A 14,919-nucleotide genomic window follows, 5' to 3' on the forward strand; every position below is an offset into this window, starting at 1 on the left:
GTCAGGAACCGCCCAGCAGGGGGCCGGAGGCCCGTTCCAGCACCGATCCGATCCGCTCCCAGGTGGCCAAGTCCCTCGGCACCGGCGGTAGTTGGTGTCCATTGCCGGTTCCCCAGCCGGTGGCGACCGCGACCGGGTCGGCCCCGCCGACCGCGGCGGCGGCCAGTGCGGCGGCGCCCAGCGCCACCGGTTCGTCGCCGCCGGGTACGATCACCGGCCGCCCGGAGAGCCGCCGTACCGTCTCCACCCAGACCCGCCCCCGCGCCCCGCCGCCGATCAGCCGGAGCGGGCGGGCGGCCACCGAGGGGTCCGCCGGGTCGAGCCCGCAGGCCCGCGCCAGCTCGTCCTGGGCGCGCAGTACGGTGACGACGGCCCCCTCGTAGGCGGCGCCGAGCAGCTGCCTGGGCGTGGTGTCGTGGCGCAGGCCGGTGAGCAGCCCGGAGGCGTGGGGCAGATCGGGGGTGCGCTCGCCGTCGAGGTAGGGGAGGAGCACCGCCTCGCCGCCGGGGTCCGCCGCCTCCCGGTCCAGACCGAGCAGGGCGGCGATCCGGTCCACGGCGAGCGTGCAGTTCAGCGTGCAGGCCAGCGGGAGGTAGGTGCCGTCCGTCGCGGCGAAACCGGACAGGGCCGGTGAGACGGGCCGCGTCCGGGAGGCGGCGAAGACGGTGCCGGAGGTGCCCAGGCTGAGTACGGGGTGGTCCAGCAGCCCGGCGGCGCCCAGGCCGAGGCCGACCGCCGCGCCCATGTTGTCCCCGGTGCCCGCGGCCACGGCGATCCCGGCGGGCAGGCCCAGTGCCCCGGCCGCCTCGGCGGTCAGCCCGCCGACGCGGTCCGCGCCCGTCCGCGCCACCCGGGGCAGCAGGTCGGCGTCCAGGCCGAGGAGTTCCAGGAGGACGGGGTCGTAGCCGCCGCTCGCGGTGGAGTACCAGCCGGTGCCCGAGGCGTCGCCCGGGTCGGTGACGGCGGCGCCCGCGAGCCGTTCGGTCAGGAAGTCGTGCGGCAGGCGCAGCGCGGCGGCCGCGGCGGCGGTCTCCGGCTCGTGCTGCCGCAGCCACCGCCACTTGGACGCGGTGGCGGAGGCCACCGGCACCGACCCGGTCCGCGCGGTCCAGGCGGCCGGGCCGCCCAGTTCGGCGGTGAGCGCGGCGGCCTGCGGGGCGGAGCGGGTGTCGTTCCACAGCATCGCGGGGCGCAGCGGGCGGCCCGAGGCGTCGAGCACGACCAGCCCGTGCTGCTGTCCGGCGACCGCGATGCCGGCCACCTCCCGGGCCTCGGCGCCCGATTCCGCGAGCCCGGCGCGCACGGCCGCGCACAGCGCCCGCCACCACTGCTCGGGATCGCTCTCCCGGGCACCCGCCTCCCCGGTGACGGTGTGCGGTGCCCGGCCGACGCCGAGCGTCCGGCCGCTGTCGGCGTCGACGAGGACCGCCTTGGTGGACTGGGTGGAGCTGTCCACGCCGATGACGACGGTACGCGGCGGCATGGGGCCTCATTCCTGGGGGCGCTGGGCGGGGCACGGCATTCGATCGTGCGCGGAACAAATTACGGGAGCGGAGGTTCCAAGAACACCCCGGTGCTCGGTACTTACCAGAAGGAGGCGCCCCGTGCATCATTAGTCATGTCAGTGAACAAATAAGAGCCGGGTGCCCTCGCGGCACCGGGCCCGACGGCAGCGAAGGCGGCCAGACGATGACGGAACGCTTCACGCCCACCCCGGACGACCGGTTCACCTTCGGGCTGTGGACGGTGGGCTGGCAGGGGCGCGACCCGTTCGGCGACGCGACCCGGGCCCCGCTCGACCCGGCCGAATCCGTGCGACGGCTCGCGGAGCTGGGCGCGTACGGGGTGACCTTCCACGACGACGACCTGATCCCCCCCGGCGCGACGGAGGCCGAGCGCGAGGGGACCGTGAAGCGGTTCCGGCAGGCCCTGGACGCGGCCGGACTGGTCGTGCCCATGGCCACCACGAACCTCTTCACCCACCCGGTCTTCAAGGACGGCGCGTTCACCGCCAACGACCGGGACGTACGCCGCTACGCGCTCCGCAAGACCCTGCGCAACATCGACCTCGCCGTCGAGCTGGGCGCCACCGTCTACGTGGCCTGGGGCGGCCGCGAGGGAGCCGAGTCCGGTGCCGCCAAGGACGTCCGGGTCGCCCTCGACCGGATGAAGGAGGCGTTCGACCTGCTCGGCACGTACGTCACCGAGCAGGGGTACGACCTGAGGTTCGCCATCGAGCCCAAGCCGAACGAGCCGCGCGGCGACATCCTGCTGCCGACCGTCGGCCACGCCCTCGCCTTCATCGAGCGCCTGGAGCGCCCCGAGCTGTTCGGCGTCAACCCGGAGACCGGCCACGAGCAGATGGCCGGGCTGAACTTCCCGCACGGCATCGCCCAGGCCCTGTGGGCGGGCAAGCTCTTCCACATCGACCTGAACGGCCAGTCCGGCATCAAGTACGACCAGGACCTGCGCTTCGGCGCGGGCGATCTGCGCCAGGCGTTCTGGCTCGTCGACCTGCTGGAGACGGCCGGTTACGCGGGCCCGCGCCACTTCGACTTCAAGCCGCCGCGCACCGAGGACCTCGACGGCGTCTGGGCGTCGGCGGCGGGGTGCATGCGCAACTATCTGATCCTCAAGGAGCGGGCCGCGGCGTTCCGTTCCGACCCCGCCGTCCGCGAGGCGCTCGCGGCCGCCCGCCTCGACGACCTGGCCCGGCCCACCGCCGAGGACGGGCTGCGCGGGCTGCTGGCCGACCGCTCGGCGTTCGAGGAGTTCGACGTGGACGCGGCGGCGGAGCGCGGCATGGCGTTCGAGGCCCTGGACCAGCTGGCCCTGGACCATCTGCTCGGCGTCGCCTGAACCGTGGCCGGGGCCCGGTGGCCGGTCAGCGCGGCGGGCCGGCCGCGTACGCCACCGGGTCGGCCAGCACCTCCGCCAGCACCAGGGCGGCTGCGCCCCGGGCCGCGTCCCCCGCACCGGACGAGGGACGCAGCCGCCCGCTCCTCGGCGACCAGAGCCCCGACACCACCCGGTCGGTCAGCTCCCGGGCGGCGGGCGGCGCCAGCCACGGCATCAGCCCCCGGTAGATCCCGCCGAGCACCACCGCGTCCGGGTCCAGCAGATTCACCGCCCCCGACAGCACCCGGCCCAGCATCCGGCCGGCCTCCGTCAGGGCGGCCACCGCGGGCCCGTCCCCGGCGCGGGCCCGCCGCTCCAGCTCGGCGACCCCGGCCCCGCCCCCGCCGTCCTCGATCCCGGCGGCCCGCAGCAGCGCCGTCTGTCCGGCGTACCGCTCCAGACAGCCGCGCGAGCCGCACCGGCACCGGGGGCCCTGCGGATCGACCACCACGTGCCCGATCTCCCCGGCGAACCCGTGCGCCCCGCGCCACAGCTCGCCGTCGACGACCAGGGCGCCGCCGACCCCGATCTCCCCGGTCAGATAGAGGAAGCCGCGGACCGGCCCCAGCCCGCCGAACCACAGCTCGGCCAGTGCCGCCAGATTGGCCTCGTTCTCCGCCCGTACCCGCAGCGCCGGACGGCCGGGGCGCGCGGCGGCCAGCGCGGCCGCGAACAGCTCGTCGGCCGGTACCGCGTTCCACCCCAGATTGGGTGCCTGGCGCACCGTGCCCCCGGAGACCAGACCGGGCAGCGCGAGCGTCGCCGCCACCGGGAACAGCTCCTGCTCGCGCGCCGACTCCAGGGTCCGCGCCGCGATTCCGGCCGCCCGCGCCAGCACGTCCCCGGGCGATGCGCCCCGGTTGTCGAGGTGTTCGGTGAGCCGGACCCGTCCGGTGCCCGCCAGATCGACGACGCACACCGACACGTAGTCGATGTTGACCTCCACACCGAGCCCCGCGGGCCCGGTGCGGGCCACCTTGAGCGCGGTGCCGGGGCGGCCCGCCTGGCCGCTGAAGGTCTTGCCGGACTCGGTCAGGAAACCGATCCCCAGCAACTGCTCGACCAGCGAGGAGACCGCGGCCCGGGTCAGCCCCACCCGGGCGGCGACCGTGGCCCGGGTGGCACCGCCGTCGGGCTCGTCGCGGACCGCCCGCAGGACCAGGCTGAGGTTGCTCCGGCGCACGGTGTCCTTGTCGGCCTTGGGCCCCAGCGGTGTGACGTTCCTCTTCATGTCGGGCCGAGCCTATGCGATCGCCCGTACGAACGGCCGGGTGCGCCGGAGCCCCCGTACCCGGCGGGGCGGACGGGGGCTCCGGGGCGGGCGGCCGCTCAGGGCTTCGCGCCGCGCTCCTTCAGCATGTCGGCCATCAGCGCGATCTCCGACTCCTGGCCGCGCACCATGCCCGCCGCCAGGGCGCGGATCGCGTCGGTCCCCGCCGCGTTGGCGGCCGCCTGGGCCATCTCGGCCCCGGCCCGGTGATGCACGGTCATCAGCTTCAGGTACATCACCTCGGCGTCCTTGCCCTTCGCCGCGCGCAGTGCGTCGAGTTCGGTGTCGGTCGCCATGCCGGGCATCAGCGAACCGTCGCCCCGCGGCTCGAAGGCGTGCCCCATCCACTTCATGGGCGGGGCGCTCGACGACTTCGGCCGGCCCCACAGCTCCAGCCAGCCGAGCATCATGCCGCGCTGGTTGGCCTGGGTGTTGATGATGTCGTACGCGAGCCGGCGCACCGCCACGTCCGAGGTGCGGTCCCGGACGATGAACGACATCTCGACCGCCTGCTGGTGGTGGATCGACATGTCCCGGGCGAATCCGACGTCCACGGAACTGTCCGAGGGCACGGCCGCGCCCTCGTCGGGCCCCGCGGACGACGACGGCCGTACGAGCATGAGCGCGACCAGCCCGAGGGCCAGCAGCAGCACCGCCCCGCCGGCCAGCATCATCGGACGCGAGGAACGGGCGGGCCGGGAACCGGGGGCGGGGGACGCGGACGTCACTGGGCGATCCCTCCCGTGCAGGCGGCACCGGGCTCGGGGGTCTGCGGGCCCTGCACGTACTTGGTGAAGAACTGCTCGACCCGCGAGTCGGCGGCGTCCTTCACCGTCACCTGCTTGCCCCAGGCGCTGAGCATCAGCGGGTCGGCCTGGTCCTCGACCGGGCTCATCAGCGAGTAGGGCGTCGACTCGACGCGCTCACGGAGCTTGTCGAGGTCGGTCTTCTTCGCCTTGCTGGTGTACGTGACCCAGACCGCGCCGTGTTCGAGGGAGTGGACCGCGTTCTCCTTCGGTATCGCCTTGCTGTAGACATCGGCGTCGCAGTTCATCCAGACCGGGTTGTGATCACCGCCGACCGGCGGGTTCATCGGGTAGTCGACCTTCTTCTCGACATGGTTCTGGGTGAGCTTGTCCCAGGTCCGCTCGCCCGTCACCGGCGAGGTCTTGGCCTGGGCCTCGGCCTTGTCCTTGTCGTCGGCGGCAGACATCAGATACGCGCCGCCCGCGACGAGCGCACCGACCACGACGACGGACGCGGTGATGGTGAGGATGCGGTTGCGCCGCTCGCGGGCTTGTTCCTTGCGGCGGGCCTCCTCCAGCTTCGCGCGGCGGGCGGCGGAGTTCTGCTGCTTGGTGTTGGCCATGGGGGTCCTCGGGTTCGACGGGGAAGGGGGAGAGGGGAACAGGGCATGCGTGAAGCGTCCCCGGGGCGCTGCCCGGGGAACGGGGCCTGTTCCTAGATCCGTTGAACCTGGAGGCGGAGCCGGTCGACGTCGTGTGCGGCGTCGTTGGACGGGCCGCGGATCGCGGCCGCGCCGGTGAGCGGGGTGGCCGGGGCGGTGGCGACCACGCAGGGCAGGGCCGCCGGGGCGCTCTGGCCGGGCAGCACGACCGGGATCGTGTGCTCGGAGGTGCCGTGGCAGGAGCTGCCCGCGCCCCGGTCGTTCGGGGCGTCGGCCACCACGATCCGGGCCGGCCCCGGGTCGACGGGCGTGAAGACCCGGTCGGCGGTCGTCCCGTGCTCGGCGCCGTCGTGCGCGGAAGGCGCCGCGATCGCGCAGCACGAGACCATGGCGAGCAGCACGAACACCCAGCCGAGCACGGTCGGGGCGCAGATGCCCCGGGTGCGTCGGCGCGGATGTCCGCTCAGCTCGTCCATTCCGTCATCCTACTGGTGTGTGAAGTTTCAATGAAGGGTGGTCGCGGCGGCGGCCGGACGGGATCCGCCCGGCCGCCCGGGTGCGTGCCGGAGGCCGTCAGCCCCGCTCGACGTCCACCTCGGTGAGCCGCCCGTACCGTTCCGGGTCGGTGCGGCGGATGCGCAGCGCCACCACGACACCGGCGACCACCACCACGGGCAGCGGCACCAGCAGCGCCGCGTTGACCGCGCCGGTGCGCCCGGTGAGCAGGTCGAAGTGGAGTATCGCGAGCACCGAGAGCACCGAGAGCCCCACGAAGGCGATCAGCGGAGCGATCCCGACCCGCCAGAACGACATCCCCCGACGGTCGCCGCGGAAGAAGAAGCAGACGGCGAGCGCGGCCAGCGCCTGCATGATCATGATGCCGAGCACGCCGGTGCTGTTGGTCCACAGGAAGATCTCGCCGTACGGGTCGGCGCCGATCAGCGCCCCGCCCCCGACGATCACCAGGCCGATGGCGGTCTGGACGACGACCGCGGCCACCGGCGACCCCTGCCGGGCCGACACCCGGCCGAGCCGGCGCGGGAGGAGCCCCTCGCGGCCCAGGGCGTAGAGGTAGCGGGCCGCCGCGTTGTGGAAGGCCAGGGTCGCCGCGAAGGCGCTGACCACGATCAGCACCTGCATCGAGTCGGCCAGCCAGGGGCCGACGAACCGGTCCGCCACATGGAACGTCAGCTGCGGACCGTCCGAGGACCGGGCCATCGCCACCGACCGGTCCGTGCCGAGCCCGCCCATCAGGATCCAGACGCCGGCCGCGTAGAAGAGCGCCAGGAAGCCGATGGCCACGAAGGTGGCGCGGGGCACCGTGCGGGCCGGGTCGCGGGCCTCCTCGGCGTAGATCGCGGTCGCCTCGAAGCCGGTGAACGCGCCGATGACCAGGACGAACATCCCCGCCATGCCGCCCGAGGAGGTCAGCACCGACGGATCGAAGGAGGTGAGGTCCAGGGCGGCGGTCCCCCGGTCCGCCAGCACCCCGATGTCCATGATCAGCAGCACCAGGACCTCCAGCACCAGCGCCACCCCCAGCACCTTCGCGCTGAGCGTGACCCGCAGCCAGCCCAGCACTCCGGTGCCCAGGACGCAGAGGAGGGACAGCGGCCACCACGGCAGCTCCGTCCCGGTGAGGTCGCTCAGCGTTGTCGAGGCGAAGTAGCCGAAGCCGGCCGCGACCCCGGGGGCGACCAGGTTGTACGAGAGCGTCGCCAGATAGGCGGTGGCGACGCCGAGCGTGCGGCCGAGCCCCCGGGCCACGTACGCGTAGAAGGCGCCGGCGTTGCGCACATAGCGGCTCATCGCGGTGAAACCGGCGGCGAACAGCACCAGCAGCGCGCCGGAGACCAGATAGCCGAGCGGGGTGCCCGGCCCGCCGATGCCGATGGCGAACGGGGCGACCCCGGCGAGCACCGTCAGCGGGGCCGCCGCCGCGACCACGAAGAAGACCAGGTCGAAGGTGCCGATCCGGCCCTCGGCGAGGCGCCCGGCCGCCGCGCCGTCCGAGAGGGCCTCCGGCGGGGGAGGGGCGGCGGGAGAGGGAGCGGGGATGGGCGGCGGGGTGGCCGCGGAGGCTTGCTTCATGGGTGGTTCCTCTGGTGCAAACGGGCGACCAAATGCCGAAGGTGGTACCTGCTTCAGGCGTGGGTCAGCAGAAAAAGCCAGTTCAGAGCAGCCCTGTCGGGGCGCGGCGCTCAAGCTATCTGGTATACCGAATACCAGGCAAGGGGGTGCGGAAGCTTTTCGGAATCTGCGATGATCGCGGCACGGGAGCCGGAAGGGACCGGCTCCGACGGGCAGGATGAGGAAGCGAGTCCATGAGCAGCAGCCGAACCGCCGGCCCCGCCGCCACCGGCACGATCGGTGCCGCCCACCAGTCGCTCGGCGACCAGGTCTACGCGGAACTGCGCGAGCGGATCATCGACGGCCGCCACCCCTCCGGGCACCGGGTCGTCGAACGGGAGCTCGCCGACGAGCTGGGCGTCTCCCGGATCCCCGTGCGGGAGGCCATCCAGCGGCTGGAGACCGAGGGGTTCATCGCCGTCCGGGCCCGCCGGGGCGCGGTCGTGGCCCCGCTCGGACCGGCCGAGGCCGCGGACTTCTTCGACATCCGCGAGCGCCTGGAGGCGCTCGCGGCCTCGCTGGCCGCCCGCCGCGCCGACCGGGACGGACTGCGCGCCCTGGAACGGCTCCTGGAGCGTGCCCGCCGCGTCGCGGACTCCCCCCGCCGCATCCACGAGCTGGGCTCGGTCCACGCCGACTTCCACCAGCAGATCGTCCTCATGTCCGGCAACCCGCTGCTCCAGGGCCTGATGGCACCGCTCGACGGGCGGCTGCGCCGGCTGTTCGGCCTCACCTCCGAGCCGGGCGACGGGCCCGTGATGTGCGGCGAGCACGAACGGCTCTACGAGGCGATCAGCGGCGGCGACGCCGAGGCGGCGGAGCGGATCGCCCGCCTCCATGTCGCCGGGACGCGCGAGGCCGCCCTGCGGATGCTCGCCGCCGCCGAGTCCGCCGGGCCCGCAGCTCCCCGCCCCTGACCGTCCCCGTACCACCGAAGGAGACCCGCCCCCATGGCTTCACCCGTCCCCGCCCCCGCGCACGTCCTGTTCACCGCCGTCCGCCGCCCCGACGGGAGCACCGGCGACCTCCTGGTCTCCGACGGCCGCATCGCCGGCCGCGACCCGGCGGAGCTCCCCGGGGACTGCGCCCGGGTGGACGCCGCCGGGGCCCTCGCCCTGCCCTCGCCGGTCGACGCGCACATCCACCCCGACAAGTCGACCTGGGGCGGCCCCTGGCTCAGCCGGGAGCCCGCCGCGACCCTCCGCGACCTGATCGACGGCGACGTCCGGGCCCGCGCCGCGATCACCGCACCGGTGGAGGAGCGGGCCGGCGCGCTCATGGGCCGGGCGATCGCCCACGGCACCCGCGCCATGCGGGCCCATGTGGACGTCGCCCCCGTCCACGGCCTGGACGGGGTGCGCGGGGTACGGGCCGCCGCCGACGCCCGCAAGGACCTCCTGGACGTCCAGATCGTCGCCTTCCCGCAGCTCGGCCTGTTGACCGAGCCCGGCACCGCCGAACTGATGGAACGGGCGCTCGACGAGGGCGCCGACGTGATCGGCGGCCTGGACCCGATCGGCATCGACGGGGACCTGGACGGCCACCTGGACTTCGTCTTCGGCCTCGCCGCCCGCACCGGCGCCCCGCTCGACATCCATCTGCACGACGGCGGCCCCGAGGGCATCCGCCAGGTCACCGAGATCGCCCGGCGCACCGTCGCGGCCGGGATGGAGGGCCGGGTCACCATCGGGCACGCCTTCGCCGTGGCCGAGCTGGCCGGTGCGGAACTGGAGCCCGTCGCCCGGCTGCTGGCCGGGGCGGGCGTGTCCCTGGTCACCTGCGCGCTCGGCGCCGACCCGGTCCTGGACCCGGCGCTGCTCGCTCCGCACGGGGTGCGGCTCGGCGTCGGCTCGGACGGGGTGCGCGACGCCTGGACACCGTTCGGCGACGGCGACATGATCGCCCGCGCCCATCTGCTCGCCTACCGTACGGACGCCCGCACCGACGCGGAACTCGCCGCCTGCTACGAGGCGGTGGCCCAGGAGGGCGCCGCCCTGCTGGGGCTGCCCGCCTCCCGGCTGGAGGCGGGGGACCCGGCGGACTTCGTCCTGGTGGCCGCCGGGTCGGTGGCCGAGGCCGTGGTGGACCGCCCGGTGCCGTCCCTGGTGGTACGGGGCGGCCGGATCGTCGCCCGCGACGGCCGACTGGTCTGAAACGTGCCCGTGCGGCACATCGAGGGCATCGGGGGACACGTCCGCACGGACACCCGGCGGCACGGCGCGGGGCCGTCCGGGCGCCGTGCCCGCAGCCGTGGACGCCCGGACCGCTCGACCGCTGCCGCCCGGTGCCGGGCGCTCAGCCCCGGTCGAGCGCGCGGTCGGTGAGGGGGCCGGCGCAGCCGGTGTAGCGGGCGGGGTCGGTGAGGTCGCGCAGATCGAGCCCGGCGAGTCCGGGCTCCTCGTCGAGCACGTCGGCGAGGATGTCGGACAGGTCCGTGGTCTCCGCGCGGGCCCGTTCGGCGGCGTTCACCAGGACCTCCTCGGCCCGCCTGCGGCCGAGCCGCTCGGCGAAGACCGCCGCCAGCCGCTCCGCGACGATCTGCCCGCCGGTCAGCTGGAGGTTCTCCCGCATGGCGTAGGGGGCGACGCGCAGCCCGTCGAGGAGCCCGGCGGTCTGCCGCGCCGCCCCGCCTACCAGCCTCAGCAGCTCGCGCAGCGGCTCCCACTCGGCGTGCCAGGCCCCGGCCGCCCGCTCGTCCTGGGCCGCGAGCGAGCCGTACAGCGTCGCCGCCAGCCCGGGGGCGCGGCGGGCGGCCGCCGCGATCAGGGTGGCCCGTACCGGGTGGCTCCGGTGCGCCATGGCGGGCCTGCCGCCGCCGTGTTCCTCGGCGACCTCGCCGATCTCGGTGCGGGAGAGGCTGAGCACGTCGGCCGCCGGTTTGCCGAGCGCGCCCGCGGTGAAGGCGAGGGCCCCGGCCAGGTCGGCGACCGGGGTGCGCAGGGCGTGCCACGGCAGCAGCGGCTCGGCGAGGCCGAGCTCGGTGGCGTACGCCTGGAGCAGTGGCAGTCCGGGGTCGATGCCGTCCAGGTCCACGGTGGTCGCGTACGCCCCGAAGGCCGCCAGGGTGCCCGCCGCGCCGCCGAGCTGCGCAGGCAGCGATTCGCGGACGGCCATCAGCCGGTCCCGTGCGTCGAGGATCATCGCACGCCACCCCGCGGCCTTGAGCCCGAAGGTGGTCGGCGCCACCTGCTGGGTGAGGGCGCGGCCCGCCATCGGGGTGTCGCGGTGCGCGGCGGCCAGCCGGGCCGCCGCCTCCCCGGCCCGCGCCAGGTCGTCCAGGACCGGGGCGAGGGTCCGGGCGGCGACGAGCATGGCGGCCGTGTCCAGGATGTCCTGGCTGCTCGCGCCCCGGTGCACGTACGGCCGGACCTCCGGCGCCACCGCGGCGGCGAGCCTGCGGGCCAGCGGGAGGACCGGGTCGCCGCCCGGCCCGGCGGCGAGCGCCAGCTCCCGTACGTCGAAACGGTCCGCGTCGGCCGCCTCGGTGACGGCCCGCCCCGCCTCGGCCGGGGCGAGCCCGCAGTCGGCCTGGGCCCGGGTGAGCGCCGCCTCGGCGTCGAGCATCGCCTGGAGGAAGGCGCGGTCGCCGGCGGCCGCCTCGGCGGGGGAGCCGGCCCGGCCGGGGGCGAGCAGCCCGGCGTCGCTCTCGGCCGCCGGGTCGGTGGGCTGCATGCGGGGTCCCTCCGTGGCTGCGGGGGCGCGCCGGTACCGGGCGCCGCTGCGTGCGCATTCCGCACGCTAGAGCCTGGCGCGCCCGGCGGCCATCCGGACAATATGTTTTACGGGTGTAATACCTGCTAAGGTATGTGAGTGAGTGATACAACTACCTGGTCCCGGCAGCCCGCCGTCCGCAGACTCCCGCTGGTCGCCCCGCTGCGCCTCGCCCGCCCCTCGGACATGTGGTTCAAACCGGCGCTGAGCGTGGTCGTCGCCACCGCCGTACCCGACCTGCTGCTGTGCGCCGTAGGCCGGCTCGACCTCGTGATGTACACGATGGCCGGATCGCTCTGCGCGCTGTACGGCCACAACCTGCCCTACGCCCGCCGCGCCCGGGCCGTCGCCGGGGTCGTCCTCGGCATGGTCCTCGGCATGGCGGCCGCCCTGGTGGCGGCCTCCCTCACCGACTCGGCCGCCGTGCTGATCGCGGTGGGGGCACTCCTCGCGGCGGTGCAGAAGACGCTCTGCGACGCCACCCGGATCGGCCCGCCCGGACCGGTGATCTTCACCTTCATCACCTCCGCCTCGCTCTTCGCCCCGCAGCACCTCGGACAGGTGCCGGGCCATCTCGCGCTGACCCTCGCCGGGGGCGCCTTCGCCTGGCTGGTCACGGCCGGCCCCGCGCTGCTGCGCCGGGAGGGCCCCGAGCGCCGCGCCACCGCCCGCGCCCTCGACGCCGCGGCGGCCCACCTCGCCCACCCCGGCCCCCGCACCCGGCACACCGCGGCCGCCGCCGTCCACGCGGCCCGGCAGACCCTCCTCGACACCGGCCGCCCCACCCCCGCCCGCCGCGCCCTCGAACGCCTGGTCGCCGACGCCGAGGCCGCCCTCGCCACCGCCCCGGCCCCCGACCCCGCCACCCCCGAACAGCTCCGCGCCCGGGCCCGGGCGACCCGTGCCCGCGGCCCGGTCCCCGGCACCCCCGAGGAGTTCCCCGGCGCCGGTGCCGAACGGGCGGCCCGGCGCGGCCCCGGCCGCCGCGAGGCCCGCCGCGCCCTGCTCCGCCGGCTCGCCCCGGGCTCCCCGCTGCTCCCCATCGGCGCCCGCGCGCTGCTGGGCTGCGCCCTGGCCGGATACGCCTCCCAGGCCGCCGGTGTCGGCCGGCCCTACTGGGCGATCGTCACCGCCGCCGCACTCTTCCAGGCCAACGTGACGCTCTCCTGGCACCGGGCGGTCCAGCGCACCCTCGGGAACCTGCTGGGCGTGCTCGTCTTCGCCGCCGTCCTCCCGCTCAGCCGCCTCACCCCGCTCGCCCTCATCGGCCTCTGCCTGTTCTTCGCCTTCATGGCCGAGGCGCTGATCACCCGCAACTACTGGCTCGGCTCCGTCGCCGTGACCCCGATGGCCCTGCTGGTCCTGGAGTTCGCCGCCACCCACCCGGCCGGCGAACTCGTCCGGGACCGGGTCCTGGACACCGTCATCGGCGCCGCGGCGGGGCTGCTCGCCACCATGCTGGTCACCAACCGCCGGGCCGCCGGACGGCTGGAGCTGGCCCTCGCCGCCACCGACCGGGCCCGACTCGGAGCCGTCCGGGCCCTGGCCGCCCCGCAGACCGGCCCCGAGGCGCTCGACGCCGCCCACCGCGAACTGGCCGGATCGCTCGTCGAACTGCGGGAGGCCGACGACACCGCCGCGGGCGAGTGGTGGCAGCGTGCCCTGCCCCGGGACCAGGTGCGCGCCGCCGAGCAGGCCGGACACCGTACGCTCGCCGAGACAGCGACCCGGCGGGCCTCGATCGCCCGCGTCCCGGAGAACGGAGCGGTGTGACCGACGACATCGTCGCCTCGGTGGTACGGCAGTGGCAGGCCGTCAACCCGGAACTGGACACCGGACCGATGGAACTCATCGGCCGCATCAACCGCTGCGCGGCCCTGCTCCAGCAGGCGGAGGACGCCCCGCTGCGCGCCGCCGGCCTGACCCGCGCCGAGTTCGACCTGCTCGGCGCCGTACGCCGGACCGACCGCGAACTCACCCCCGGCGAACTGGCCAGGGAGACCTTCTCGTCCGGAGCCGCGGTCACCAAACGCCTGCGGGTCCTCCAGGAACGCGGCCTGCTCGACCGGCGCGGCGACGACCGGGACCGCAGGGTCAACCACGTCCGCCTCACCGAGCAGGGCCGCGAACTGGTGGACATGCTGCTGCCCCGGCAGCTCGCCTACGAACGCACCGTGCTGTCCGGCCTGGACGAGCGGTCCCGCGACCGGCTCAGCGCCCAGCTCAGCGAGCTGCTGGTGCAGCTGGAGGGACGCATCGGCGGCGCCCGGCGGTGAACCGGGGCGGGGCCGGGCGGCGATGCGGGGAAGAGGCAGAGCGGAGGGCGGGACGCCGCTGCCCCCTCCACGCATGGTGCGGGGATCAGTAGAACCAGCTACTCGCCCCGGGCTCCGTGCTGTTCCCCGGTCACCCGCCCGGCGACCGCGAGGAGAACCGCCGCACCCGGCGTCCCGGAACCGTCTCAGGGGCCACCCAACAGCGCCGCGGACAGGGCGAGTTCCCCGGCGAGCCGGGTGAGCGCCGGGTCGTCGCCGCGGTCGGCGGGCACCGAGGCCATCAGGGCGAGCCGGTCGCGCCGGCTCGCCCCGGCCAGCGGCACCGCCACGGTGTGCAGGCCCGGGACCGCCTCCCCGCGGCCGACCGCGTAGCCCCGGGCGCGGACCCCGTCCAGCTCGGCGAGGAGCGCGGCGCGCGAGCCCGCGGCGGCCGGCCCCACCGCGGGCAGTGTCTCCTCCGGGTAGAGGGCGCGGACCTGCTCCGGCGTCATCCGGGCCAGCAGCATCCTGCCGCCCGCCGTGGCGTGCGCCGGGAACGTGCCGCCCACCTGCGGGGCCACCCGCACCGGATGTGCGGACTCGCGGCCGTCGGTGACCAGGACCCGGTCGCCGAGCAGCGCCGTGGACTGCACCGTCTCGCCGGTGCGCCGCAGCGCGTCCGCGAGGACCGCCGCCACCCGCTCGCGGACCGTCGCGCCGAAGCCGGCCGGGCGGCCGATCCGTAGCAGCTCCGGACCGGCCGAGTAGCCGCGGCCGGAGAGGTCGCGGACCGCGAAGCCGCGACCCTCCAGGGTGCTGAGCACCCGGTGCGCGGTGGACCGGCCCACGGCCAGGAGCGCGGCCGCCTCCGAGACGGTGAGCGCGTCATGGGTGAGGAAGAGCCGCATCAGCCGCAGCCCGGTGTCCAGCGACTCGATGGTGTAACCCCGGTTCGCCCCGGGGCCGTCCGGATCCCGCCCCTTCCCGGCGTCGCGCGCGGGGTACGCGCCTTCGGCGCCGGCCGCCCGGCCCGTCACTCCGTCGCCCGTGCCGTCCACCCGGGTACGCGTCATGAATCTGCTCCTTTCGGGTTCGTTCGCTCGCATGTGCTGATGTCCTGCCCTGCGGGACATGAGCGCTGGCATATGCGGCGCCGTTGACGCAACGTCACTGCAACCTCCGTACCGGCCCGAGGGGACAACCCCGCCCCAACTGCCTTGTCCCGTCCCGCTCTCCGGGGCGGTCCC

General features: G+C 75.4%; 13 protein-coding genes. 5 read left to right on the forward strand and 8 right to left on the reverse strand.

Annotation, left to right across the window (positions count from 1 at the left end; genetic code table 11):
* Position 1: 1 nt before the first annotated feature.
* Positions 2–1,483: a xylulokinase gene (gene xylB, locus ACF08W_RS00690; RefSeq protein ID WP_392277933.1), complete on the reverse strand. Its 1,482-nt coding sequence runs from the start codon at positions 1,481–1,483 to the stop codon at positions 2–4.
* Between the two features lie 206 nt (positions 1,484–1,689).
* On the opposite strand from xylB, the gene xylA reads away from it, so the two are divergent.
* Positions 1,690–2,859, forward strand: a complete 1,170-nt coding sequence (gene xylA, locus ACF08W_RS00695; protein ID WP_352274780.1) for a xylose isomerase — start codon at positions 1,690–1,692, stop codon at positions 2,857–2,859.
* A 25-nt stretch (positions 2,860–2,884) separates the two neighbouring features.
* On the opposite strand, the gene ACF08W_RS00700 is transcribed toward xylA, so the two are convergent.
* The 5 genes from ACF08W_RS00700 to ACF08W_RS00720 form a co-directional block, all read right to left on the reverse strand.
* Complete coding sequence (locus tag ACF08W_RS00700) at positions 2,885–4,129, reverse strand: ROK family protein (protein ID WP_392277934.1); 1,245 nt, start codon at positions 4,127–4,129, stop codon at positions 2,885–2,887.
* A gap of 98 nt (positions 4,130–4,227) precedes the next feature.
* On the reverse strand, positions 4,228–4,842 hold the full coding sequence (locus ACF08W_RS00705) for a DUF305 domain-containing protein (protein WP_392278320.1): 615 nt from the start codon (positions 4,840–4,842) through the stop codon (positions 4,228–4,230).
* A gap of 50 nt (positions 4,843–4,892) precedes the next feature.
* Positions 4,893–5,537, reverse strand: a complete 645-nt coding sequence (locus ACF08W_RS00710; RefSeq protein ID WP_392277935.1) for a DUF3105 domain-containing protein — start codon at positions 5,535–5,537, stop codon at positions 4,893–4,895.
* Between the two features lie 92 nt (positions 5,538–5,629).
* Positions 5,630–6,052, reverse strand: coding sequence for a hypothetical protein (locus tag ACF08W_RS00715; RefSeq protein WP_385208881.1), 423 nt, complete (start codon positions 6,050–6,052; stop codon positions 5,630–5,632).
* Between the two features lie 97 nt (positions 6,053–6,149).
* Positions 6,150–7,667: an APC family permease gene (locus ACF08W_RS00720; protein WP_385208883.1), complete on the reverse strand. Its 1,518-nt coding sequence runs from the start codon at positions 7,665–7,667 to the stop codon at positions 6,150–6,152.
* Positions 7,668–7,900: 233 nt separating this feature from the next.
* Here ACF08W_RS00720 and ACF08W_RS00725 point away from each other — a divergent pair, with 233 nt between their 5' ends.
* Together ACF08W_RS00725 and ACF08W_RS00730 are read left to right on the forward strand one after the other, a co-directional pair.
* Positions 7,901–8,623 carry a GntR family transcriptional regulator gene (locus tag ACF08W_RS00725; RefSeq protein WP_385208885.1) on the forward strand — a complete coding sequence of 241 codons (723 nt, stop codon included), beginning with the start codon at positions 7,901–7,903 and terminating at the stop codon, positions 8,621–8,623.
* A gap of 33 nt (positions 8,624–8,656) precedes the next feature.
* Positions 8,657–9,859 carry an amidohydrolase gene (locus ACF08W_RS00730; protein WP_392277936.1) on the forward strand — a complete coding sequence of 401 codons (1,203 nt, stop codon included), beginning with the start codon at positions 8,657–8,659 and terminating at the stop codon, positions 9,857–9,859.
* Positions 9,860–10,001: 142 nt separating this feature from the next.
* Here the strand turns inward: ACF08W_RS00730 and pcaB are convergent, their stop codons facing one another.
* Positions 10,002–11,378, reverse strand: coding sequence for a 3-carboxy-cis,cis-muconate cycloisomerase (gene pcaB / locus ACF08W_RS00735; protein ID WP_385208891.1), 1,377 nt, complete (start codon positions 11,376–11,378; stop codon positions 10,002–10,004).
* Positions 11,379–11,516: 138 nt separating this feature from the next.
* On the opposite strand from pcaB, the gene ACF08W_RS00740 reads away from it, so the two are divergent.
* Both ACF08W_RS00740 and ACF08W_RS00745 read left to right on the forward strand, forming a co-directional pair.
* On the forward strand, positions 11,517–13,190 hold the full coding sequence (locus tag ACF08W_RS00740; protein WP_392277937.1) for an FUSC family protein: 1,674 nt from the start codon (positions 11,517–11,519) through the stop codon (positions 13,188–13,190).
* Positions 13,187–13,693 carry a MarR family transcriptional regulator gene (locus ACF08W_RS00745; RefSeq protein WP_352274771.1) on the forward strand — a complete coding sequence of 169 codons (507 nt, stop codon included), beginning with the start codon at positions 13,187–13,189 and terminating at the stop codon, positions 13,691–13,693. Before ACF08W_RS00740 ends, ACF08W_RS00745 begins: the two co-directional genes overlap by 4 nt.
* 185 nt (positions 13,694–13,878) lie before the next feature.
* On the opposite strand, the gene ACF08W_RS00750 is transcribed toward ACF08W_RS00745, so the two are convergent.
* Positions 13,879–14,745 carry an IclR family transcriptional regulator gene (locus ACF08W_RS00750; protein ID WP_385208897.1) on the reverse strand — a complete coding sequence of 289 codons (867 nt, stop codon included), beginning with the start codon at positions 14,743–14,745 and terminating at the stop codon, positions 13,879–13,881.
* Positions 14,746–14,919 lie beyond the last annotated feature (174 nt).

Source organism: Streptomyces sp. NPDC015144 (assembly GCF_043079735.1).
Lineage (GTDB): Bacteria > Actinomycetota > Actinomycetes > Streptomycetales > Streptomycetaceae > Streptomyces.

Coding starts and splice junctions, on each gene's coding strand:
- xylB (WP_392277933.1), bottom strand. CDS start 1,483: ATGCCGCCGCGTACCGTCGTCATCGGCGTGGACAGCTCCACCCAGTCC.
- xylA (WP_352274780.1), top strand. CDS start 1,690: ATGACGGAACGCTTCACGCCCACCCCGGACGACCGGTTCACCTTCGGG.
- ACF08W_RS00700 (WP_392277934.1), bottom strand. CDS start 4,129: ATGAAGAGGAACGTCACACCGCTGGGGCCCAAGGCCGACAAGGACACC.
- ACF08W_RS00705 (WP_392278320.1), bottom strand. CDS start 4,842: ATGATGCTGGCCGGCGGGGCGGTGCTGCTGCTGGCCCTCGGGCTGGTC.
- ACF08W_RS00710 (WP_392277935.1), bottom strand. CDS start 5,537: ATGGCCAACACCAAGCAGCAGAACTCCGCCGCCCGCCGCGCGAAGCTG.
- ACF08W_RS00715 (WP_385208881.1), bottom strand. CDS start 6,052: ATGGACGAGCTGAGCGGACATCCGCGCCGACGCACCCGGGGCATCTGC.
- ACF08W_RS00720 (WP_385208883.1), bottom strand. CDS start 7,667: ATGAAGCAAGCCTCCGCGGCCACCCCGCCGCCCATCCCCGCTCCCTCT.
- ACF08W_RS00725 (WP_385208885.1), top strand. CDS start 7,901: ATGAGCAGCAGCCGAACCGCCGGCCCCGCCGCCACCGGCACGATCGGT.
- ACF08W_RS00730 (WP_392277936.1), top strand. CDS start 8,657: ATGGCTTCACCCGTCCCCGCCCCCGCGCACGTCCTGTTCACCGCCGTC.
- pcaB (WP_385208891.1), bottom strand. CDS start 11,378: ATGCAGCCCACCGACCCGGCGGCCGAGAGCGACGCCGGGCTGCTCGCC.
- ACF08W_RS00750 (WP_385208897.1), bottom strand. CDS start 14,745: ATGACGCGTACCCGGGTGGACGGCACGGGCGACGGAGTGACGGGCCGG.